Raw genomic sequence first — 22,066 nt, forward strand, 5'->3', positions numbered from 1 at the left:
CTTCCTGCGGCTGGTACTCGTCGATCAGCGCGTGCACGCCGTGCACCAGCCGCTGGTGCTGCTGGGCGCGCCCGCCGGCATCGATCTCGATGATGCCGATGCCGGTGCGCTGCGAGCCGGGGTCGATGCCGAGGATGCGGGTCATTGCCGTGGCGGCCGGGAAGGAACGGCGGCCATGATCGGCGGCCGCCGTCTCACAGGACGGGACGCGGGCGCGCCGTCAGGCCTGCTCCAGCCCGGCCTGGTCGACGTTGGAGTACACGTCCTGCACGTCGTCCAGGTCCTCGAGCATGTCCAGCAGCTTCTTCACCTGCAGCGCCGTGTCGCCGGCGACGGCGATGTCGTTCTCGGCGCGGAAGGTGATCTCGGCGTGGCCGGCGGCCAGGCCGGCGGCGTCCATCGCGTCCTTCACCGAGGAAAAATTCTCCGGGGCGGTGATGACGTCGATGGAAGCGTCGTCCGGGTACACCACGATGTCGTCGGCGCCGGCCTCGATGGCCGCTTCGGTGATCTTCTCCTCGTCGGCGCCCGGCGCGTAGCTGAGCACGCCCAGCCGCTTGAACATGAAGGCCACCGAGCCTTCGGTGCCCATGTTGCCGCCGCACTTGGAAAAGGCGTGGCGCACGTCGGCCACGGTGCGCACGCGGTTGTCGGTCAGGCAGTCGACGATGACCGCCACGCCGCCCGGCGCGTAGCCTTCGTAGCGGATCTCCTCGTACTCGACGCCTTCCAGCTCGCCGGTGGCCTTCTTGATGGCGCGCTCGATCACGTCCTTGGACATGTTCGCGGCCAGGCCCTTGTCCATCGCCACGCGCAGCCGCGGGTTGTTGTTGGGGTCGCCTCCACCGCCGCGGGCGGCCACGCCGATCTCGCGGATGATCTTGGTGAAAATCTTGCCGCGCTTCGCGTCGGACGCGTTCTTGCGGGCTTCGATGGAAGGACCTCTACCCATGGGGATCTACCGTACATCTGTCGGGAACAGGGGGCGGATTCTACCCGATCCCCGCACCGCGGCCCGTCATGCGGCCCGCTGCGCGGCCCCTGCGCCGAAGCGCCCGTCGCGCAGGAACGCGGCGGTCAGGACGGCCACCTCCGGCGACAGCACCAGCCCGCTGTGGCTGACCGGCACCACGCAGTGGTCGGCCAGGCCCGGCAGGCGGGTTTCGGCCAACGCCACGGTGCCGTCGGAGTCGCCGTGCAGGGCTCCCATCAGCGCGCCCAGACCGTGCGGCACGCTGCCGGCCACGAGCCCCACTTCCGCCCGCCCATGCCATTCCGGCAGGCCATGCAGCAGCAGGCCGCCGCTGCGTCCCAGCGCCGCCGACCAGCCGTGCCCGGCCAGCGTCCGCGCGGTCTCGCTGCCGCACAGCGGCGAGCCCAGGCAGACCACCCGCGGCACGTCCAGCCCCGGTTCCTGCCGCAGCGCCTCCAGTGCCACCAGCCCGCCCAGGCTGTGCCCGACCAGCGACACCCTGCCCCGCCCGCGCAGGCGCTCGATCAGCGACGGCACCGCCACGTCGGGGCCGCCGAACACGCTGGGATAACCGAAGGCGCTGACCTGGAAACCGCGCGCGCGCAGGCGCCACGCCAGCGGCCCGACCCAGGCGCGGGCGTTCCAGATGCCATGCAGCAGCAGCACGCGATGCGTCATGCCTTCCATCCTGCGCCGGAGCGGCGCCTCGATCATGCCGGGATTGAAGCCGAATGTTCCGCAACGGCGGGTGAAGCGACGCGGTTCCGCCGCTGCCTCGCCGTACCGCTTGCAGGAAGGTACCGCGGCCTCAGGGCCGGCGGCGCAGGATGAATTCGCGGTCGCGCGTACGGCCGACCGGAAACTCGTATTCGCCGACCCGGTCGAAGCCGTGCCGCGCATAGAAGCGCTGCGCGCCCGGGTTCTCCGACCAGACGCCGATCCACAGGGTGCGCGGGCCGGCGTCCAGCAGCCACCGCTCGGCCTGCGCGAACAGCCTGCCGCCCCAGCCGCCGTTCTGGTGGCCGCGCAGCACGTACAGGCGTTTCAGTTCGCCGTCGCCCGGACGGACCTCGGCATGCGGCAGGCCGCAGGGGCCGGCGAAGGCGAAGCCGACCGCCTCGCCCTCCACCTCCAGCAGCCATGCGGCGTAGTCGCCCGATTCCAGCTGCCGGCGCTGCTGGTCCGGCGGATAGGCGCCAGCCAGGTAGTCGGCCAGGTCCTGCGGCGGGTACAGGTGGCCGAAGGTCTCCACGAAGGTGCGTTCGGCCAGCGCGCACAACAGCGCGGCATCGTCGGGGGTGGCGCGGCGGATGGTCATCGGCGGGAATTCCGGGGCATGGAAACGTAAAAAACCAGGAACCGGCGAAAGCCCGTGGCTTCCTCCAGTTCCTGGCTCAAGGCCGGCGACGCGGCGGCTTACTGCGCCTTCGGGCGGACCTGCACGTGCACTTCGGCCAGCTGCGCGTCGGCGATCGGCGACGGCGCGTCGGTCATCAGGCACTGCGCGCCGGTGGTCTTCGGGAACGGGATCACGTCGCGGATCGACTCGGTGCCGGCCATCAGCGCGGCGATGCGGTCGATGCCGAAGGCGATGCCGCCGTGCGGCGGCGCGCCGTAGTTCAGCGCGTCGAGCAGGAAGCCGAACTTCGCGCGCGCCTCCTCGGCGCCGATGCCGAGCAGCTCGAACACCGCGCTCTGCATTTCCGGGCGGTGGATGCGGATCGAACCGCCGCCGATCTCGTTGCCGTTGAGCACCATGTCGTAGCCGCGCGATACCGCTGTCCTGGCGTTGGCGCGCAGGTCGGCCACGTCGTCCACCGCCGGTGCGGTGAAGGGATGGTGCAGGGCCACGTAGCGCTGCTCTTCCTCGTCCCATTCGAACATCGGGAAGTCGGTGACCCACAGCGGGCGCCAGCCCTCGGCGACCAGGCCGAAGTCCCTGCCGGCCTTCAGGCGCAGCGCGCCCATGAAATCGGACACCTTGTTGTAGCCGCCGGCGCCGAAGAACACGATGTCGCCGTTGCCGGCGCCGACGTGGGCGACCAGGGCTGCGAAGGAGGCCTCGCTGAAGAACTTCTGGATCGGCGAGCTGACTTCGCCGTTGTCGGCGATCTTGATGTAGGCCAGGCCCTTGGCGCCGTACTTGGCGGCGTGCGCGGCGTACTCGTCGATCTGCTTGCGCGACAGGGTGGCGCCGCCCGGGATGCGCAGCGCGGCGACGCGGCCGTCGGCGTCATTGGCCGGGCCGGTGAACACGGCGAACTCGCTGTCCTTGACCAGTTCGGCCACGTCCACCAGTTCCAGCGCGATGCGCAGGTCCGGCTTGTCCGAACCGTAGCGGCGCATCGCCTCGGCCCAGGTCATGCGCGGGAACTGCGGGTCGAGTTCGACGTCCACCACTTCCCGGAAGATCGAGCGGATCATGTCCTCGACGAAATCCTGCACGTCGCGCTCGCGCACGAAGGCGAACTCCATGTCCAGCTGGGTGAATTCCAGCTGGCGGTCGGCGCGCAGCGCCTCGTCGCGGAAGCAGCGGGCGATCTGGTAGTAGCGGTCGAAGCCGGCCACCATCAGGATCTGCTTGAACAGCTGCGGGCTCTGCGGCAGGGCGTAGAACTCGCCCGGGTGCATGCGCGCCGGCACCAGGAAGTCGCGCGCGCCTTCCGGGGTGGCCTTGGTCAGGATCGGGGTCTCGATGTCCTGGAAGCCGCGCGCGTCCAGGTGGCGGCGCAACGCCTGCACCAGCTTGATGCGGGTGCGCTGCATGCGCTGCATCTCCGGGCGGCGCAGGTCCAGGTAGCGGTACTTCAGGCGGGTGTCCTCGCCCGGGTTCTCGTGGGCGTGGAACGGCAGCGGCGCGGCCTTGTTGAGCACGGTGATGCGGCTGGCGATCACTTCCACCCTGCCGGTGCGCATCTTGTCGTTGACCGCGTGGCGGGCGCGCACGACGCCTTCGACCTGCAGCACGTCCTCGTAGCCCAGCGAGGCGGCCACGGCGAACACCTCGGCGTTGTCGATCTCCACCGTCACCTGCACGATGCCTTCATGATCGCGAAGATCGATGAAGCAGACGCCGCCCTGGTTGCGGGCGACGTCGGTCCAGCCGGCAAGGGTCACGGTTTGGCCGATCAGGGTCTCGTCGACCAGGCCGCAGAAGTGGGTACGCATGGAGGGGCTCCGCAGGGGCAATACCGGCACGGGAGGACGCCGGCGAGCCGGCTATTCTGCGGCCGCCCGGCGAACGGGGCAAATCCGTCCGCAGTCACGCCCGCTTAAGCCGGACTCTCCCTATAGTTCGCTCCATCCAAACCTGAACAGGGACGCCGCCATGAACCGCCCGCTTCTGCTCGCCGGACTTTCCGCCCTCCTGCCGGGCGCCTTCCTCGCCACCGATGCCGCCGCGCAGTCGCCCTATGGCAACGGCCCGGGCACGGTGGCCGCAGTGCGCTGCGAGAGCGTCAACAACCGCCAGCAGGTCTGCAATACCGGCTGGCGCGACGCCATCATCGTGCGCCAGCTGTCCAGCACCCGCTGCGTGGAAGGCCAGAACTGGGGCAGCCGCGACGGCACGGTGTGGGTCGGCAACGGCTGCCGCGCCGATTTCGGTCCCGGCCGCGGCGGCTGGAGCAACGGCGGCGGCAACGGCAACGGCGGCACCCTGCGCTGCGAAAGCAACGACAACCGCCAGCGCGTGTGCAACACCGGCTGGCGCGGCGCCGTGCTGGTGCGCCAGCTGTCCAATACCCAGTGCATCGAGGGCCGCAACTGGGGCAGCAACAACGGCGCGGTGTGGGTCAACAACGGCTGCCGCGCCGAGTTCGCCGAAGGCCGCGGCGGCTGGAACGGCGGCAACGCCGGCGACGGCCAGACCATCCGCTGCGAGAGCAACGACAACCGCCAGCGCGTGTGCCGCACCGACTGGCGGCGCGCCACCTTGGTGCGGCAGCTGTCCAAGTCGCAGTGCGTGGAGGGCCGCAACTGGGGCAGCAGCAACGGCGCGGTGTGGGTGAGCGACGGCTGTCGCGCCGAGTTCGCCGAGGGCCGCGGCGGCGGCTGGGGCGGCGGCAACGGCGGCAACTGGGGCGGTTCCAACTACAGCATCGAATGCAGCAGCGACGACAACCGCATGCGCTCGTGCGCCTGGGAACGCCGCCAGGGCCGGCCGGTGCTGATCCAGCAGCTGTCCAAGACCCAGTGCGTGGAAGGCCGCAACTGGGGCTACAACGGCAACAGCCTGTGGGTGAACGGCGGCTGCCGCGCGCGCTTCGGCGTCCGCTGAAAACCGCTGTCCCGCGGCAAACGGAAGGGCGCCGGTCAGGCGCCCTTTTCCGTGGCGGGCATGTCCGCGCCCCATGGCGGTGGCGGCGCGTCGACCGGGCGTGCCAGGTCGAACTCGACCTGGAACAGGCGGCCGTCCGGGCGCGCCAGTTCGTAGAGGAAACGCCTGCCCGGCTCCACTTCCATCGCCCAGACATTGCGCACCGATCCGGCCAGGCCAGCGCGCTCGAACATCGCAACGGATTCGGCATCCACCGGGAATTCCTGGCGCAGCGCGGTGCCGGCCTCGCGCGTGTCGCCGCCGTAGAGCGTGACCGCATCCGGGCTGCCGTCGGCATGGCGGTGATCGTGCTTCAGGCGCAGGCGGTCGCCGATGCGGGTCAGCACCCATGTCCGCGAGCGGTCCTCGCCGACATGGAACGGCACGCGCAGCTCCTGCTCCGGCGCCTCGCAGCCGCGCACGTGCATCACCAGCGCCTTGCCCTCGAACGGATCGGGCGCGGCGCTGGCCGGCCGGTTGGCCACCACGCGGCCGGCGAAGGCCTGTCCGCAGTGCTGCGCCAGCGCGGCCAGGAAGGCGGCGGCGCCAGTCTCGTCGGCGCTGCGGGAAACCGGGGCCGCCATCGATGTCGGCGGAACGAGGAACAGCGGCAGGAGACCTGCGAGCAGGAAACGTTTCATGCCCCGACCCTAGCCGCTGCCCCGGGCCCGGACAAGCGGTACAGGCTCATCGGCGCGCCTGTTCCAGGCGGCGCAGCAGCGGGCTGCCGGCGGCCAGCTGCGCCCTGAGCACCGGCAGCGCCTGCGCGGTTTCACTTTCGCCGCGCTGCCCGGCGGCGACCAGGGTATCGGCCAGCGCAACCTGCGAGCGCGCCGTCCAGGCCGACTGCGCGCCCAGCAGGCGCGTGCTGGCGGCCACCACCTCGCGCCACGCCGCGACCGCCGCTTCGCCCTCGCCCCGGCGCTGCAGCAGCATTGCTTGCAGCGTCTGCTGGCGAAGCGCGGTGTCCGGACTGGCCGCCGCGGCATCGGCGCGCAACGCCGCCAGCGCGGTATCGGCTTCAGGCAGGCGGCCGTTCCGCAGCAGCCACTCGGCCCACCCCTGGCGCAGGCGCAGCCCGTTGGCGCTGCTGGCCGGGATGCGCGGCGACCATGCCTGGTGCGCGCGCCGCACCAGCGCGTCGCCTTCGCCGCGTCCCTGCCGGGCCAGGAACAACCCCAGCTGCAGTTCCAGATCCAGGGTGTCGGGATGGTCGCCGCCGATGGCCGCGCGGCGCACCGTCAGCGCCCTGCGCCAGGCGGCTTCGGCGGCGGGCAGGTCGTCGCGGGCCTCGGCCAGCTGCGCCGCCGTTTCCAGCATCAGGGAGTAGTTGAAGCTGTCCTGGCCCATCACCGCGGCGGACAGGCGCAGCGCGGTGCGCACGTGCTCTTCGGCCCGCAGGTAGTCACCCTTGCGGATCAGCGCGCCGGCCAGGCGGTTGTTCTCGCTGATGTAGTACACGCTGCGCTCGCCGAAGATGCGCGGCGCGCGGGCCAGGTTGGCCTCGAACGCGGCGATGGCCTCGTCCAGCCGCCCCTGGTCGAGCAGCACCAGGCTGCGTTCGCTGTGGCTGGCCCAGTAGTCGTAGGACATCGGCCCGAACATGCGCAGGAAGATCGGCGTGGAACGCTCGAACATTGCCGCAGCGTTGGCCAGCTCGCCCTTGCGCCGGTACATCATGCCCAGGTTGTCCAGGGTCACGCCGATGAACTGGTCGCGTTTGCCAAGCTCGTGCCGCTGCAGCGCCTGTCGGAAGGCCCGTTCCGCTTCGTCGTAGCGCTGCTCGGACAGCAGCGACAGCCCGAGCGAGTTGTAGGACTGCGCGACCCGGAAACTGTCCGCCGGCTGTCGGCCCAGCAGTGCCAGCGCGCGCCGGGCCAGCGCTTCGCCTTCGCGGCCGTTGCGGTTGTTGGCATGGCTGCCGGCCAGCAGGTTGAACTGGCGCGCGGCCTCGTCGATGTTCCTGGCGCCGCCGCGCGCGGCCAGCGCCTCGGCCGACGCGCGCATCATCGGATTGGCGCGCACCAGGTCGCCCATGTTGCGGTAGGCCAGGCCGATCACGCCCTTGAGCCGGGCCTGCACCTCGGGCGAAGCCTCCAGGTCGGCATCCACCCGCGCCGCGGCGCGGTCGAGCACTTCGCGCGCGGTGATGTCCACGCCGGCGCGCGCGCCCTTTTCGCGCGGGTCTGCCGCCTCGAACATCGACACCAGGAACGCGCTCACCTGTTCGGCGACCTGCGCCTGCCGTTCGGCCTCGGCGCGGGCATCGGCCAGCCGCCAGACGAAAACACCGGCCAGCAGCACGACGCCGGCCAGCGCGGCGGCGCCCTTCCAGTTGCGCCGCAACCAGCGCCGGCCGCGATAGAAACCGCCGCCACCGCGCGCGGCGACCGGCCGGTGCTGCAGGTAGCGGCGCACGTCGGCCGCCAGCGCCTCGACCGAGGGATAGCGCGCCTGCGCCGACGCGGCCACCGCCCGCATCACGATCGCGTCGAGGTCGCCGCGCAGTGCGCCGCGCCAGGCGCAGCGCGCGTCCGCCAGCTGGCTGGGCGCCGCCGGCGCCTGTCCCGTGGCCAGCCCGTGCGCGGCATCCTGCGCGCACAGCAGGCCGGCCAGGACCACGCCCAGGCTGTAGACGTCGCTGGCCATGCCGGCGGGTTCGCCGGCGCGCAGTTCGGGCGCGGCATAGCCGGGAGTGAAGAACTGCACGCGTCCCTGGCTGCCGTCGTTGCCCATCAACCGCGCGATGCCGAAATCCAGCAGCACCGGCCCGCCGTCGGCGCGCACCAGGATGTTGGCCGGCTTGAGGTCGCAATGCAGCACCAGCCGCGCATGCGCGGCCTGCACCGCCGCGCACACCTCCAGGAACAGGGCCAGCCGCTGGCCCAGGTCCAGGCGCCGCTTCCGGCAGTACGCATCCAGCGCCTCGCCGCGCACGTACTCCATCACCAGGTAGGGCTGGCCGCCGGCGGTGGTGCCGCCGTCGTAGAGGCGCGCGATGTTCGGATGCTGCAGGCCGGCGAGGATGCGCCGTTCGGCGGCCAGCCGCTCGGCGATGCGCGGATCGGGCGCGGCGTGCAGCACCTTGATCGCCACCTCCTGCGCGTACAGCCCGTCGGCGCGCTCGGCGCGGAACACCACGCCCATGCCGCCGCTGGCCAGGCGTTCGCACAGCCGCCAGGGCCCCAGCCGCTCGCCTTCGGCCAGCTCCGCGCGCACGCCGGCATCCAGCAGTTCCCGCAGCGGCGGCCGCGCGCGCGACAGGTCGGCGGTCTGCGCCTGCAGCAGTTCCAGCGTCTCGGCCACGACCTGCGGATCGGCGCTCAGGCGCGCCAGTTCGGTCCGCCACTGCGACGGATGCAGGTCGCAGACCGCATCGAAGAGTTCGCGCACGCGCTGCCAGTTGTCGCTGTCCACCCACCTGCCCCGTGTCGATGCGCCGCCCACGGCCGGACGGCTTCCCGGGCGCGGATGATAGCCGCCCCGCGCGGCCTAGCCGGAAGGCGGACGGGCGGCGTCGATCGCCGGCGATGCGTCCGGCGACGGCGCCGTGGCCGTTTCCTGCGCCACCGCCGCTTCCTGCGCCGCCTCGTTGCGCAGCGGATCCACGTCCAGCGGCGCGCGGAACACCAGCGACGGCAGCAGCGTGTTCAACGCCGCGTACAGCAGCAGCGCGCCGTACAGCACCGCCGGCGCGTCGAAGCGTTCGCGCATGATGGCGGCCAGCACCAGGGTGAAGATCAGGGTCGGCGAAAGCGCCAGCGACACCCGCAGGCTGGACTGGAAACTCTCGCCGAACAGCACCCGCCGCTGCAGCCAGACCACCGCCACCCGCAGCGGCAGCACCACCAGGGTGATCACCAGCCCCAGTCCCAGCGCCTGCAGGCTGAGCGCGTCGCCGGGCACCTTGGTGCCGGCGTTGAAGAAGTAGAACGGCACGAAGAACGAGGCGAACAGGCGCAGCGCGTGCAGGTTCTCGTGCGAGGCCAGCAGCGGCATGCGCTGCTGCAGCAGGCGCGCGACCAGGCCGGCGATGAACGCGCCCACCAGGTAGTACACGCCCAGCGAATAGGTGATGTAGGCCGCGAGCAGGCCGACCATCACCAGCAGCGAGAACTCCGAGCCCGGCGCGTGCGGCGCCACCCAGCGGCCGAGCCCGACGAACAGCAGCGGCAGGCCCACCATCATCGCCAGCAGGGCCAGGCTGGACAGCGCCATGTGCCCGGGATCGCCGGCCTGCAGCACCACGAACAGCGCCGCCAGCGCCAGCAGCTCGCCGGCGATGGCCTTGCTGCTCACCCAGAACCGCTCGGCTTCGTCCAGGCCCAGGCGCGCGAGCGAATCCATGATGAAACCGGTCGACGGCGTGAGCAGCGCCAGCGCCAGCAACCCCGCGGCCTGCCATTGCAGGTCGCCGTAGCGCCAGCCCAGCCAGGCCACGCCGGCCAGGGTCAGGCTGCGGATCAGCAGGTGCACCAGCAGCGGCCACATGCCGCGCCGCAGGTCCTGCAGGTCCACCTCGAGCCCGGCGAACAGGAACAACGAGGAAATGCCCAGCGTGGCCAGCAGCCCCACCACCGGGTCGTGCGCGCCGTCGCCCAGCCACAGCATGGCGCCGATGCCGAACGCCAGACAGGTCAGCGGCGCCGGCAGACAGAAGCGCTGCAGCGCGCGCGGGATCACCAGCAGCGCGAAGATCAACGACAGGTAGACCAGTTCGCGGCTCATGCGCCCGGGTTCCGTTCCGACGAGGCGCACAGGGTACACGCGCGCCTTCCGCTGACGCACCGCCGGATGCCGGCGCATCGCCCGGCCATGCCGGCGCCGCCACGGCTCAGCGCAGGTGCGCGGCGGCCAGTTCCCCGACCCGGCGCAGGATGCCGTTGCGGCCGTCCTCGTCCAGCGTCGAACCCTGCAGGTAGCTGGTAAGCACCCACGGCGGGCCGCCGCGTCCGGGCCACAGCACGGCGATGTCGTTGGTGGTGTCGCGGCCGTTGCTGCCGGTCTTGTCGCCTACCCGCCAGCCTTGGGGCAGACCGGCGCGCAGCCGCGCGTCGCCGGTCTGGTTGTCGATCAGCCAGTCGGCCAGTTGCCGGCGCGAGGCCTCGTCCAGCGCATCGCCGAGCACGAAACGCTGCAGGTTGCCGGCCATCGCCGCCGGGCTGGTGGTGTCGCGCGGGTCGTCCGGCGCGAAGCGGTTGGCCTCCGGCTCGTAGCGCGCGGCGACGGTGACCGCATCGCCCTGCGCGCGCAGGAAGGCGGTCAGCCCGGCCGGTTCGCCGACCAGCGGCAACAGCAGGTTGGCCGCGGCGTTGTCGCTGGTGACCAGCGTCGCCCGGCACAGGTCGCGCACCGTCAGGTCCTTGCCGGCATGGCGCACGGACCGGGGAGTTGCCGAGCATGTCCGACTCACGCACCGGCACGCGCCGGTCCAGCGACAGCCGGCCCTGCCCGGCACGGTGCAGCACCGCGGCGGCAAGCAGGAACTTGAAGGTGCTGCACATCGGGAAACGCTCGTCCATGCGGTGGCCGAAACGCGCGCCGCTGGCCGGATGCCACAGGCACACGCCCAGCCGCCCGCCGCTTCCGGCCTCCAGCGCGGCGAAATCGCCGGCCGCGGGGACAGGAGCCGCCGTGGCGGCCGCGTGGGCCAGCGCGGGCACGGCGACGACGCCGGCAAGGGCGGCGCCACCGAAGGCGAGGAACTGGCGACGGGCGATCATGCGGAAGCTCTCCTTGGGCGTTGGATGGCGCCGATTATTGGAAGCCGCGGCCGCACGCCACCAGCACGAAAAACCATCGGCAGCCATTAGATTTATTGGCAGCAAAGCCCACGCTTCCGCCGTTCCATGCAGGAATAATGGCGCCACCCATCACCTGTCGTCATGGCTCAGGCATGATCCGCCCCCAGCTCCCGCTCAACGCCCTGCGCGCCTTCGAGGCGGCCGCGCGCCACCTCAACTTCACCCGCGCGGCGCTGGAGCTGTGCGTCAGCCAGGCCGCGCTGAGCCACCAGATCCGCACGCTGGAGGACCGCCTGCAGGTCGCGCTGTTCCACCGGCTGCCGCGCGGCGTGGCGCTCACCGACGAGGGCGCGGCGCTGCACCCGGTACTCACCGAGGCCTTCGACCGCATCGCCATCGCCCTGGACCGTTTCACCGGCGGGCGCCTGCGCGAGGTGCTGACGGTGGGCGTGGTCGGCACCTTCGCCACCGGCTGGCTGCTGCCGCGGCTGGCCGATTTCGAGGCCGCGCACCCGGACATCGAGCTGCGCCTGCAGACCCACAACAACCGCATCGACCTGGCCGGCGAGGGCCTGGACCTGGCAATCCGCTTCGGCGACGGCGACTGGCAGGGGCAGGAATGCACGCCGATCGTCGAGGCGCCGTTCGCGCCGGTGTGCGCGCCGGCGCTGGCGCGGCGCCTGCGCCAGCCGCGCGACCTGGCCGGCGTGCCGCTGCTGCGTTCCTACCGCAACGACGAATGGCCGCGCTGGCTGCGGGCCGCCGGCGTGGCCGGCGTGGAGGCGCGCGGCCCGGTGTTCGACTCCTCGCTGGCGCTGGCCAGCGCCGCCGCCGCGGGCGCCGGCGTGGCGCTGCTGCCGCTGCGCATGTTCGAGCAGGACCTGGCCGATGGCCGCCTGCTGCAGCCCTTCCCGCAGACCCTGACGCTGGGCCGCTACTGGCTCGCGCGGCTGCGCTCGCGCCACGAGCGCGAGCCGCTGCGGCGCTTCCGCCTGTGGCTGCAGGCGCAGGGCGCGTCGTAGGCGTTTGTCGTAGGAGCGGCTTCAGCCGCGATGGGGACTTACCGGTGAAGCCTCTTCGCGACTGAAGTCGCTCCTACAAGAGACAGGCGGCGCGGTCTAGTCGAGCAGCTCCATCCATGCCGCTTCGGCCTGCTCCAGCTGCTGCGCGAGCACGTCGCGCTCGCCGCCGAGCCGGGTCATCTTCGCCGCGTCGGCGTAGTTGGCCGGGTCGGCCAGCTGGCGGTCGATGTCGGCAAGCGCCGCGCCGAGCTGCTCGACCTTCTTCTCGGCCGCTTCCAGCTTGTGCGGGTTGACCGGCTTCTTCGCCGCGGCCGGCCCGGCCGGTGCGGCCACCTGCACTGGAGCGGGCGTTTCCACCTTCTCCACGCGATCGGCCTTGCTGCGCGCGCCCTGCGCGCTGGCGCGGGTGCGCAGCCAGGCGGCGTATTCGTCCAGGTCGCCGGCGAACGGCTCGACCACGCCGTCGGCCACGCGCCAGAAGGTGTCGCAGACCAGGCCGATCAGGTGGCGGTCGTGCGAAACCATGACGATGGCGCCCTCGAACACGCTCAGGGCCTCGGCCAGCGCCTCGCGCATTTCCAGATCCAGGTGGTTGGTCGGTTCGTCGAGCAGCAGCACGTTGGGCTGCTGCCAGGCGATCAGCGCCAGCGCCAGGCGCGCGCGCTCGCCGCCGGAAAAACCGTCCACCGGCTCGAACGCGCGGTCGCCGGGGAAGTTCCACTTGCCGAGGAAGTCGCGGAAGTTCTGGTTGACCCCGTCCGGGTCGATCTCGCGGAAGTGGTCCATCGGCGTGGCGCCTTCGCGCAGCGATTCCACCGTGTGCTGGGCGAAGTAGCCGATCTTCATGTCCGGATGCGCGCTGCGCTCGCCGGCCAGCGGCGGCAGGTCGCCCACCAGCGTCTTGACCAGGGTGGTCTTGCCGGCGCCGTTCGGGCCGAGCAGGCCCACACGCTGTCCCGCTTCCAGGCCGAAACCGACATCCTTCAGGATCACCGCGTCCTGGCCGTAACCGGCGACGACGTGGTTCAGGCGGATCAGCGAGAACGGCAGCTTGGCCGGCTCGGAGAACTCGATGCGGAACTCGCGCTCGGCGCGCACCGCCTCGGTGCCGGCCATCTTGGCCAGGCGCTTCATCCGGCTCTGCGCCTGGGTGGCCTTGCTCGCCTGCGCCTTGAAGCGGTCGATGAAGCTCTGCAGGTGGGCGCGCTCGGCCTGTTCCTTCTCGTGCGCGATCTGCTGCTGGCGCAGGTGCTCGGCGCGCTGGCGCTCGAAGTCGGTGTAGCCGCCGGTATAGAGCCTGGCGCTGCCGCCGTGCAGGTGCAGGGTGTGGGTGGCGACGTTGTCGAGGAACTCGCGGTCGTGCGAGATCAGCAGCAGCGTGCCCGGATACTTGAGCAGCCACTGTTCCAGCCAGTACACCGCGTCCAGGTCGAGGTGGTTGGTGGGCTCGTCGAGCAGCAGCAGGTCGCTGGGCATCATCAGCGCACGGGCCAGGTTCAGGCGCGCGCGCCAGCCGCCGGAGAACGCGGCCACCGGGCGGGAATGGGTCTCGGCCGGGAAGCCCAGGCCGTGCAGCAGCTTGCCGGCGCGCGCCTCGGCGTCGTAGGCGCCCAGTTCGGCCATCTTCGTGTGCGCCTCGGCCACCGCCTCCCAGTCCTCGCGCGCGGTCGCGGCGGCCTCCTCGGCCAGCACCGCGGCCACCACGTCGTCGCCGCCGAGCACGAAGTCGATGGCGCGGTCGGGCAGCGCCGGGGTTTCCTGGGCCACGTCGGCGATGCGCACCTTGCCGGGCAGCGACACGTCGCCCTTGTCGGCCTCCAGTTCGCCGCGCACCGCGGCGAACAGGCTGGACTTGCCCGCCCCGTTGCGGCCCACCACGCCGACGCGGTAGCCGGCATGCAGGGTGAGGTCGACGTTGGACAACAGCAGGCGCTCGCCTCGGCGCAGGGCGAAATTACGAAGGGAAATCATGAGGGGATCCGTTATAACGAAAAGGAATGTGCACGTAAGCAACATTCCTGCGACGCGATTCTAGCGTTAACGAATACTTGACCGACGCTTTCCCCGCGCAGGAACTCCACGCCGGGATGCCCTCCCCCACCCATGCCCGCGCTCCGCATGCCGGTCGAAATGCTTTCAAAAGCAACGATATGGGCATGCCGATGCGCATTTGACACCACGTAAAAATTCCATTAATCCATGATGGCGCACCGCACCACCCCTCCGTGACAGGCAACCCCCTGTCCGCCGGTGCCGCCCATTCATACCGGAGCTGCAATCTGATGAACCGCAAGTCCAGTACGCTCGCCGTTGCCGTCGCCATCGCCCTCGGCCTCCCGGTTGCCCCCGCCTTCGCCCAGTCCGGCGCGCAGACGCTCGATACCGTGATCGTGACCGGTACCCGGGTGGCCGACCGCACCGTGGCCGAGTCGCAGTCGCCCATCGACATCATCACCCCCGAAGCGCTGCAGGCCACCGGCTCCACCGAACTGGCCACCGCGCTGTCGCGCGCCCTCCCCTCGCTCAACTTCCCGCGCCCGGCCCTGACCGACGGCACCAGCGGCGTGCGCCCGGCGCAGCTGCGCGGCCTGTCGCCGGACCAGGTGCTGATCCTGATCAACGGCAAGCGCCGGCACCTGTCCGGCCAGCTCAACGTCAACGGCAGCATGGGCCGCGGCTCCTCGGCGGTGGACCTGAACACCATCCCGGTGGCCGCGATCGAGCGCGTGGAAGTGCTGCGCGACGGCGCCTCGGCCCAGTACGGCTCGGACGCCATCGCCGGCGTGGTCAACATCGTGCTCAAGGGCGCCGGCAGCGGCGGCAGCCTGGCGCTGGACCTGGGCCAGTACTCGGCCGGCGACGGCAAGCAGTACCAGCTCTCCGGCGACACCGGCGTGGGCTTCGCCGACGGCCGCGGCACGGTGCATCTGGCCGGCCAGCTCACGCACCAGGACCGCACCAACCGCGCCGGCCCGTTCAACGCCTACGGCCTGCCGGGCAACCCCACTCCCAATACCGTCAACTGGCCAAGCGTGGGCGTGAAGGCCTTCGTGGTCGGCGACCCGGAAGTAGACACCCGCGCCGTGTCGGGCAACGCCGGTTTCGATTTCAGCGACAACCTGCGCGGCTACGCCACCGCCATCGCCAGCAACCGCGACATCACCTCGTTCGCGTTCTATCGCTCGAAGAACCACAACGCGGCAACCTCGCTGCTCTATCCCGACGGCTTCGTGCCGGAGATCAACCAGTACCTGAAGGACCGCTCGCTGGTCGCCGGCCTGAAGGGCGGCACCGACGGCGGCTTCAACTGGGACGTGAGCTACAACTACGGCTACAGCCGCATCGACTTCGCCACCCGCAACACGATGAACTACACGCTGGGCGCCAACAGCCCGACCAGCTTCCACGACGGCGCGCTGGAGTACACCCACAACATCGTCAACGCCGACTTCTCGCAGGCGCTGGACTGGGGCCTGGCCTACCCGGTCACGCTGTCCTTCGGCGGCGAGTACCGCCAGGAGAAGTGGAACCAGTCGCCGGGCGAACCCAACTCCTACCTGGGCAGCGGTGCGCAGGGCTTCGGCGGCTTCACCCCGATCAACGCGGTGCATGCCGACCGCCACAACTACGCGTTCTACGCCGGCCTGGAAGCCGACCTCACCGACAAGCTGTCGGCCGGCGCCACCGCGCGCTACGAGGACTATTCGGACTTCGGCAGCAAGACCTCGGGCAAGCTCTCGGCGCGCTATGCGTTCACCGACGCCGTGGCCCTGCGCGCCACCGTCTCCAACGGGTTCCGCGCACCGTCGCTGGCACAGCAGAGCTACCAGGTCATCACCAGCAACTACTCCAACGGCGTGTTCGTCGAGTCGGGCACCTTCCCGGCCACCAGCACCGTGGCGCAGGCGCTGGGTTCCAAGCCGCTGCAGGCCGAAACCTCGACCTCCTACAGCCTGGGCCTGGTGCTGCAGCCGGCCGAGCGCCTGTACCTGACCATCGATGCGTTCCAGATCGACATCGACGACCGCATCCTGCTGTCCTCCACCATCAACACCAACGCGGCCACCAACGCGCTGTTGAACTCGCTGGGCATCAACAACGTCACCGCCTTCCGCTACTTCAACAACTCCGCCGACACCCGCACCCGCGGCGTGGACGTGGTGGGCAGCTACAACATCCCGCTGGCCGCCAGCGCCCTGGACCTGACCGCCAGCTACAGCTACAACAAGACCGAAGTGACGCGGCTGGCGCCCTCCCCGGGCGTGCTGACCAGCCTGGGCCTGACCACGCCGCTGGTGGCGCGCGACGAGATCGGCCGCCTGGAAGACGCCTTCCCGCGCGACAAGGCCATCCTCGGCGGCACCTGGACCTCGGACCAGTGGACGCTGGGCCTGAACGCCACCCGCTACGGCAAGTTCACCGTGCGCCAGACCAATGCCGCGCTGGACCAGGGCTACGACCCGCAGTGGGTGCTGGACGTGTCGGCCAGCTTCAAGCCGAGCGAACAGTGGACGCTGACCGTGGGCGCGGACAACGTGCTGGATTCGCACCCGGACAAGGTCGACCCGGCCTTCACCGGCGTCAACGCCTGGGGCCAGATGCCGTACAGCAACTATGCGCCGGCCGGCTTCAACGGCGCCTACGTGTACGGCCGCATCGGCTACAAGTGGTAAGCCACGCGTAATGCGTTAGCGTGTCGCGCCGATGCCCGGGGAAACCCGGGCATCGGCGTCTTGGGGCACCATCCGGCGATGCCGGGCGCCGGCAAGAAGTCGTCCCGTGGTGCCGGCCGGCGGCACGTCTTTTGCGGCACCATGCAGCGACCGGCACTGCGGCTCGGCTGCGGCCGATGCCGTGGGCGGACACTCCCGCCGCTTCGCGCCGCCGGCACGATCAACGACCGGGTGCCACCGGTGGGGACGCATTGCGGAGCGGCGGAGCGACGGAACGCTGCAACGCGGGCAGGAAAGCAACGGCGCGCCCGCTTCCCCTTAGAATCGGAACACCCCCTTCCCCTGCGAGTCCCGATGCACCATGACACCGCCCTGATCAACATGGTCGCCATCGGCCTGGGCCTGGCCTTCGTGTTCGGCGCCCTGGCCAACCGGCTGCGGCTGTCGCCGCTGGTGGGCTACCTGGTCGCAGGGGTGGTGGTCGGGCCGTTCACGCCGGGCTTCGTCGCCGACCAGGCGCTGGCCAACCAGCTGGCCGAGATCGGGGTGATGCTGCTGATGTTCGGCGTCGGCCTGCATTTCTCGCTCAAGGACCTGATGGCGGTGAAGGCCATCGCCATTCCCGGCGCCATCGGCCAGATCGCGGTGGCCACCGTGCTGGGCTGGGGCGTGGCCACGCTGATGGGCTGGCCGGCGCTGCACGGGGTGATCTTCGGCTTCTCGCTGGCCACCGCCTCCACCGTGGTGCTGCTGCGGGCGATGGAGGAGCGCCGCCTGCTGGAAACCACCCGCGGCAAGATCGCGGTCGGCTGGCTGATCGTGGAGGACCTGGCCTGCGTGCTGGCGTTGGTGATGATGCCGGTGATCGCCGGCGTGTTCGGCCCCGAGGCGCAGGGCCAGCACCACAGCGTCGGCAGCGTGCTGGCCTCCATCGGCTGGACCTTCGTGCAGTTGGGCCTGTTCGTGGCGGTGATGCTGGTGGTCGGGCGCCGGGTGATCCCGTGGATCCTGGAGCGCATCGCCGGCACCGGCTCGCGCGAGCTGTTCACCCTGTCGGTGCTGGCCATCGCCCTGGGCGTGGCGTTCGGCGCGGCGGCGCTGTTCGGCGTGTCGTTCGCGCTGGGCGCGTTCTTCGCCGGCATGATGCTCAACGAGTCGGAACTGAGCCACAAGGCCGCGCACGACTCGCTGCCGCTGCGCGACGCGTTCGCGGTGCTGTTCTTCGTCTCGGTGGGCATGCTGTTCGACCCGATGATCGTGGTCGAGCACCCGTGGCAGGTGCTGGCGACGGTGGCGATCATCATGTTCGGCAAGTCCGCCGCGGCATTCCTGATCGTGCGCGCCTTCGGCCATTCCAAGGCCACCGCGCTGACCATCTCCGCCTCGCTGGCGCAGATCGGCGAGTTCGCCTTCATCATCGCCGGGCTCGGCGTGGCGCTGAAGATCCTGCCGCCCACCGGGCAGTCGCTGGTGCTGGCCGGCGCGCTGGTGTCGATCATGCTCAACCCGCTGGTGTTCGGCCTGCTCGACCGCTGGCAGGCGCGGCACAAGGAAACCCAGCCGGTGCCGGAGACGCCGGACATCCCGCCCGGTCCGTCGCTGGACCTGCACGACCATGCCATCGTCATCGGCTACGGCCGCGTCGGCAGCACCCTGGCGCAGGTGCTGCGCGACCGCGGCGTGCCGGTGCTGGTGATCGACGACAACCGCGACCATGTCGAGCGCGCGCATGCCGCCGGCATTCCCGGCATCCGCGGCAGCGCCGCCGCCGACCGGGTGCTGGCCGAAGCGCATCCCGAGCGCGCCAAGATCGCCATCCTGGCGATCCCGCAGCCGCTGGAAGCCGGCGAGGCGCTGGCCAAGCTGCGCGCCATCAATCCCGGCCTGACCCTGCTGGCGCGCGCGCACAGCGACGCCGAGGTCAAGCACCTGCTCGAACACGGCGCCGACGGCACGGTGATGGCCGAACGCGAGCTGGCGCATTCGCTGGCGGAAATGGTGATGGCCACGCCGCCCTACCGCGCGATGCGCGCCGGAGCCGCTCCGGCCTGACTGCGCCGCCGCGGCCGCTCAGGCCGCGGGATCGGCGGCGCCGGGAATGCGCGACAGGTAGCCGCCCAGCAGGTCGATCGCCTGGCGGACCTTGGCCGGCTGGGTCTGCCGGTGCGGCGTCACCGCCCATACCGGCAGCGGCGGGAGATCCCACTCGGGCAGCAGCCGCACCAGCCGGCCGTCGGCCAGCAGCGGCATCACGTCCAGGCAGGTCAGCACCGCCACGCCCAGTCCCGACTCGCACAGCTGGCGCACCGCCGGCTGGTTGTGGCTGACCAGGCGCGGGTGCGCCGGCACCTGCCGTTCCTGTCCCGACACCCGGTGCCGCCACGCCAGCCCCGGCACCTGCGCCAGCCCCAGCCAGTCGCTGGCCGGCACCTGCAGCGGATCGGACGGCGCGCCATGCCGCTGCAGCCAGTCCGGCGCGGCGCAGGGCCAGCGCCGCAGGACGCCCAGCCGCTGCGCCATCCAGTCGCTGTCCGGCAGCCGGCCGAAACGCAGCGCCAGATCGATGCGCGCCTGCACCAGGTCGGTCCAGCCGTCCTCGAAATGCAGGTGCAGGCGCAGCTGCGGGTTGTCGCGCAGCCAGGGGCCGAGCGCCGGCCCGATGTGGTCGGCCATGCCCAGCGGCGCGGACAGGCGCAGTTCGCCGCTGGGCGCGTGGCGCGCGGCCGACAGTTCGGCCTCGGCCTCGCCGGCCGCATCCAGCAGCCGCGCGCAGGCCGCGTAATAGCGGCCGCCCACGTCGGTCAGCGACAGCTGCCGGGTCGACCGGTGCAGCAGCGCCACGCCGGCCTCGTGCTCCAGCGCCCGCACCTGTTGGCTGACCGCCGAGGTGCTCATGCCCAGCGCGCGCGCCGCCGCGCTCATGGAGCCGTGCTGGACCACCTGCGCGAACAGCGCCATGCGCCTGAGATTCTCCATCGCCCCCTCCTGTCGGCCAGCCGTCGTGAAGCGTGGCTTCAAGGTGATTGTGGCCCCCGGAGACTGCCGCCGTCACCGGGCCGGGAGGACACTGGCGGCCTCTTCCCCCGCGAGGAATCGCCATGAAAGTCGCCCTGATCGGCGCCACCGGCTTCGTCGGCCGCGCCCTGCTCGAAGAACTGCTGGCCCGTGGCCACGCCGTCACCGCGCTGGCCCGCCACCCGGAAAAACTCGCCGCGCGCGACCATCTGCGCGTGGTCCGCGCCGACGTGCAGGACGCCGCGCAGGTACAGGCCGCGGTGGCCGGCAGCGACGCGGTGCTCAGCGCCTACAACGCCGGCTGGGGCAACCCGGACATCTACCACGACTTCATGCAGGGCTCGCGCGCGATCGTTGCCGGCACCAGAGCCGCCGGCGTGAAGCGCTATCTCGTCGTCGGCGGCGCCGGCAGCCTGTACACCGCCGACGGCGTGCAGCTGGTGGATACGCCTGACTTCCCGCCCGCCTTCCACGACGGCGCCCGCGCCGCGCGCGACGCGCTGGAAGACCTGAAGGGCGAGTCCGTGCTGGACTGGACCTTCCTCAGCCCGCCGGTCGCCTTCCACGCCGGCGGCCCGGACGAACGCACCGGCCATTACCGCACCGGCACCGATACGCCGCTGATGGCCGCCGACGGCCCCGGCACGATCAGCGCGGCCGACCTGGCGGTGGCCCTGGTCGACGAGCTGGAGCAGCCGCGGCACCTGCGCCGGCGCTTCACGGTCGCGTGGTGAAGCCGGCCTGCGCTGCGCGCGCCCCTTACCCCACCCCCTCTCCCGGAGGGGCTCGGATCGCGCCGGCAGGCAACGCACTGGCCTCCCTGCCTTTGGGCGAGAAGGCACAGCCTGAGCGCCACTGGCGCGCGTAGTTTGGAGCGCCCACGCCACTGGCGTGCGCCGCGCCGCGGCGCGGGCGTCGGCCCCCGCCGTCCTCAGGCCTTCGCCAAGGCCTGTTCCAGGTCGGCCAGCAGGTCGTCGATGTGCTCGATGCCGACCGACAGCCGCACCGTGTCCAGCGTCACGCCCGCCTTCTCCAGTTCGGCCGCGTCGAGCTGGCGATGGGTGGTCGAGGCCGGGTGCGTGGCCAGCGACTTGGCGTCGCCCAGGTTCACCAGCCGGGTGAACAGCTGCAGCGCGTCGAGGAAACGCGCGCCGGCCTCGCGGCCGCCGGGCAGGCCGAAGGTCAGCACGCCCGAGCCCTGCCCGCGCAGGTATTTGCGCACCAGCGCGTGCTCGGGGTGATCCGGCAGCGCCGCGTAGTTCACCCACGCCACCTTGGCGTGCTGCTGCAGGTAGCTCGCCACCGCCAGCGCATTGCTGTTGATCCGGTCCATGCGCAGGGCCAGCGTCTCGATGCCCTGCAGGATCTGGAACGCATTGAACGGCGAGATCGCCGCGCCGGTGTTGCGTAGCGGCACCACGCGCGCGCGGCCGATGTAGGCCGCCGGCCCCAGCGCCTCGGTATAGACCACGCCGTGGTAGCTGACGTCCGGCGTGTTGAGGCGCGCGAAGCGCTCCTTGTGCTCGGCCCACGGGAAGCGCCCGGAATCGACGATCGCCCCGCCCAGGCTGGTGCCATGCCCGCCGAGGTACTTGGTCAGCGAATGCACCACGATGTCGGCGCCGAAGTCGAACGGGCGCAGCAGGTAGGGCGTGGCGACCGTGTTGTCGACGATCACCGGCACGCCGTGCGCGTGCGCGATCCTGGCGATGGCCTCGATGTCGGTGATGTTGCCGCGCGGGTTGCCGATGGATTCGACGAACACCGCCTTGGTGCGCTCGTCGATCAGCGCCGCGAAGCCCTGCGGATCGCGGTAATCGGCGAAGCGGGTCTGGATGCCGAACTGCGGCAGCGTGTGCGCGAACAGGTTGTAGGTGCCGCCGTACAGCGCGCTGGAGGCCAGGATGTTGTCGCCGGCCTCGGCGATGGTCTGGATCGCATAGGTCACCGCCGCCTGCCCCGACGCCAGCGCCAGCGCGCCGACGCCGCCTTCCAGCGCGGCGATGCGCTGTTCCAGCACGTCGGTGGTCGGATTCATGATGCGGGTGTAGATGTTGCCCTGCACCTTCAGGTCGAACAGGTCGGCACCGTGCTGGGTGTCGTCGAAGGCGTAAGCCACCGTCTGGTAGATCGGCACCGCCACCGCGCGGGTGGTCGGGTCGGGACGATAGCCGCCGTGCACGGCGATGGTTTCGGGCTTCCAGTTCGGCTGGGACATCGCGGCATCCGCTCGTGAGGGCTGCTGACCATAGCCCAGCCGGTCCACACCACGGCCATTGGTTGCCCCGGTTACTTATGCCGGTTCGCCATCAGCCCATGCC

15 protein-coding genes and 2 pseudogenes are annotated in these 22,066 nt (G+C 71.2%); 5 read left to right on the top strand and 12 right to left on the bottom strand.

Annotation, left to right across the window (positions count from 1 at the left end; genetic code table 11):
• From CQ393_RS18040 to aspS, 5 genes and pseudogenes are all read right to left on the bottom strand, one after another.
• A pseudogene (locus CQ393_RS18040) lies at positions 1 to 145 on the bottom strand (crossover junction endodeoxyribonuclease RuvC); the annotation flags it as partial.
• A gap of 75 nt (positions 146 to 220) precedes the next feature.
• The gene (locus tag CQ393_RS06880) at positions 221 to 952 is read right to left on the bottom strand and encodes a YebC/PmpR family DNA-binding transcriptional regulator (protein ID WP_153190816.1); all 732 of its coding nucleotides are present in this window, start codon (positions 950 to 952) and stop codon (positions 221 to 223) included.
• Between the two features lie 66 nt (positions 953 to 1,018).
• Entirely contained in the window at positions 1,019 to 1,651 is a 633-nt protein-coding gene (locus CQ393_RS06885) for an alpha/beta fold hydrolase (RefSeq protein WP_153190817.1), read from the bottom strand.
• Between the two features lie 130 nt (positions 1,652 to 1,781).
• Positions 1,782 to 2,291, bottom strand: a complete 510-nt coding sequence (locus CQ393_RS06890) for a GNAT family N-acetyltransferase (RefSeq protein ID WP_153190818.1) — start codon at positions 2,289 to 2,291, stop codon at positions 1,782 to 1,784.
• Positions 2,292 to 2,389: 98 nt separating this feature from the next.
• On the bottom strand, positions 2,390 to 4,141 hold the full coding sequence (gene aspS / locus CQ393_RS06895) for an aspartate--tRNA ligase (RefSeq protein ID WP_153190819.1): 1,752 nt from the start codon (positions 4,139 to 4,141) through the stop codon (positions 2,390 to 2,392).
• Between the two features lie 160 nt (positions 4,142 to 4,301).
• Between aspS and CQ393_RS06900 the strand changes: the two genes are divergently transcribed.
• On the top strand, positions 4,302 to 5,252 hold the full coding sequence (locus tag CQ393_RS06900) for a DUF3011 domain-containing protein (protein WP_153190820.1): 951 nt from the start codon (positions 4,302 to 4,304) through the stop codon (positions 5,250 to 5,252).
• Between the two features lie 35 nt (positions 5,253 to 5,287).
• On the opposite strand, the gene CQ393_RS06905 is transcribed toward CQ393_RS06900, so the two are convergent.
• The 4 genes and pseudogenes from CQ393_RS06905 to bla all read right to left on the bottom strand — a co-directional run bounded on the left by CQ393_RS06905 (position 5,288) and on the right by bla (position 11,014).
• Positions 5,288 to 5,875, bottom strand: coding sequence for a hypothetical protein (locus CQ393_RS06905; protein WP_228114336.1), 588 nt, complete (start codon positions 5,873 to 5,875; stop codon positions 5,288 to 5,290).
• A gap of 103 nt (positions 5,876 to 5,978) precedes the next feature.
• The gene (locus CQ393_RS06910; protein ID WP_153190822.1) at positions 5,979 to 8,708 is read right to left on the bottom strand and encodes a tetratricopeptide repeat protein; all 2,730 of its coding nucleotides are present in this window, start codon (positions 8,706 to 8,708) and stop codon (positions 5,979 to 5,981) included.
• A 75-nt stretch (positions 8,709 to 8,783) separates the two neighbouring features.
• Entirely contained in the window at positions 8,784 to 10,019 is a 1,236-nt protein-coding gene (locus tag CQ393_RS06915; protein ID WP_153190823.1) for a cation:proton antiporter, read from the bottom strand.
• Between the two features lie 106 nt (positions 10,020 to 10,125).
• Positions 10,126 to 11,014: pseudogene (gene bla, locus CQ393_RS06920) on the bottom strand (class A beta-lactamase).
• A 173-nt stretch (positions 11,015 to 11,187) separates the two neighbouring features.
• On the opposite strand from bla, the gene CQ393_RS06925 reads away from it, so the two are divergent.
• Positions 11,188 to 12,057, top strand: coding sequence for a LysR substrate-binding domain-containing protein (locus tag CQ393_RS06925; RefSeq protein ID WP_153190824.1), 870 nt, complete (start codon positions 11,188 to 11,190; stop codon positions 12,055 to 12,057).
• A gap of 96 nt (positions 12,058 to 12,153) precedes the next feature.
• On the opposite strand, the gene CQ393_RS06930 is transcribed toward CQ393_RS06925, so the two are convergent.
• Entirely contained in the window at positions 12,154 to 14,028 is a 1,875-nt protein-coding gene (locus CQ393_RS06930; protein WP_153190825.1) for an ATP-binding cassette domain-containing protein, read from the bottom strand.
• A gap of 311 nt (positions 14,029 to 14,339) precedes the next feature.
• On the opposite strand from CQ393_RS06930, the gene CQ393_RS06935 reads away from it, so the two are divergent.
• Both CQ393_RS06935 and ybaL read left to right on the top strand, forming a co-directional pair.
• Entirely contained in the window at positions 14,340 to 16,730 is a 2,391-nt protein-coding gene (locus CQ393_RS06935) for a TonB-dependent receptor (protein WP_153190826.1), read from the top strand.
• A 354-nt stretch (positions 16,731 to 17,084) separates the two neighbouring features.
• A complete protein-coding gene (gene ybaL / locus CQ393_RS06940; RefSeq protein WP_153190827.1) occupies positions 17,085 to 18,782 on the top strand; it encodes a YbaL family putative K(+) efflux transporter in 1,698 nt (565 codons plus the stop codon).
• An 18-nt stretch (positions 18,783 to 18,800) separates the two neighbouring features.
• Here ybaL and CQ393_RS06945 read toward each other — a convergent pair whose 3' ends face one another.
• Complete coding sequence (locus CQ393_RS06945) at positions 18,801 to 19,706, bottom strand: LysR family transcriptional regulator (protein ID WP_153190828.1); 906 nt, start codon at positions 19,704 to 19,706, stop codon at positions 18,801 to 18,803.
• Between the two features lie 122 nt (positions 19,707 to 19,828).
• Between CQ393_RS06945 and CQ393_RS06950 the strand changes: the two genes are divergently transcribed.
• A complete protein-coding gene (locus CQ393_RS06950; protein WP_153190829.1) occupies positions 19,829 to 20,479 on the top strand; it encodes an NAD(P)H-binding protein in 651 nt (216 codons plus the stop codon).
• Between the two features lie 197 nt (positions 20,480 to 20,676).
• Here CQ393_RS06950 and CQ393_RS06955 read toward each other — a convergent pair whose 3' ends face one another.
• Positions 20,677 to 21,963 carry an aminotransferase class I/II-fold pyridoxal phosphate-dependent enzyme gene (locus CQ393_RS06955; RefSeq protein WP_153190830.1) on the bottom strand — a complete coding sequence of 429 codons (1,287 nt, stop codon included), beginning with the start codon at positions 21,961 to 21,963 and terminating at the stop codon, positions 20,677 to 20,679.
• Positions 21,964 to 22,066 lie beyond the last annotated feature (103 nt).

Source organism: Stenotrophomonas sp. MYb238, from assembly GCF_009496535.1.
Taxonomy (GTDB): Bacteria; Pseudomonadota; Gammaproteobacteria; order Xanthomonadales; family Xanthomonadaceae; genus Stenotrophomonas.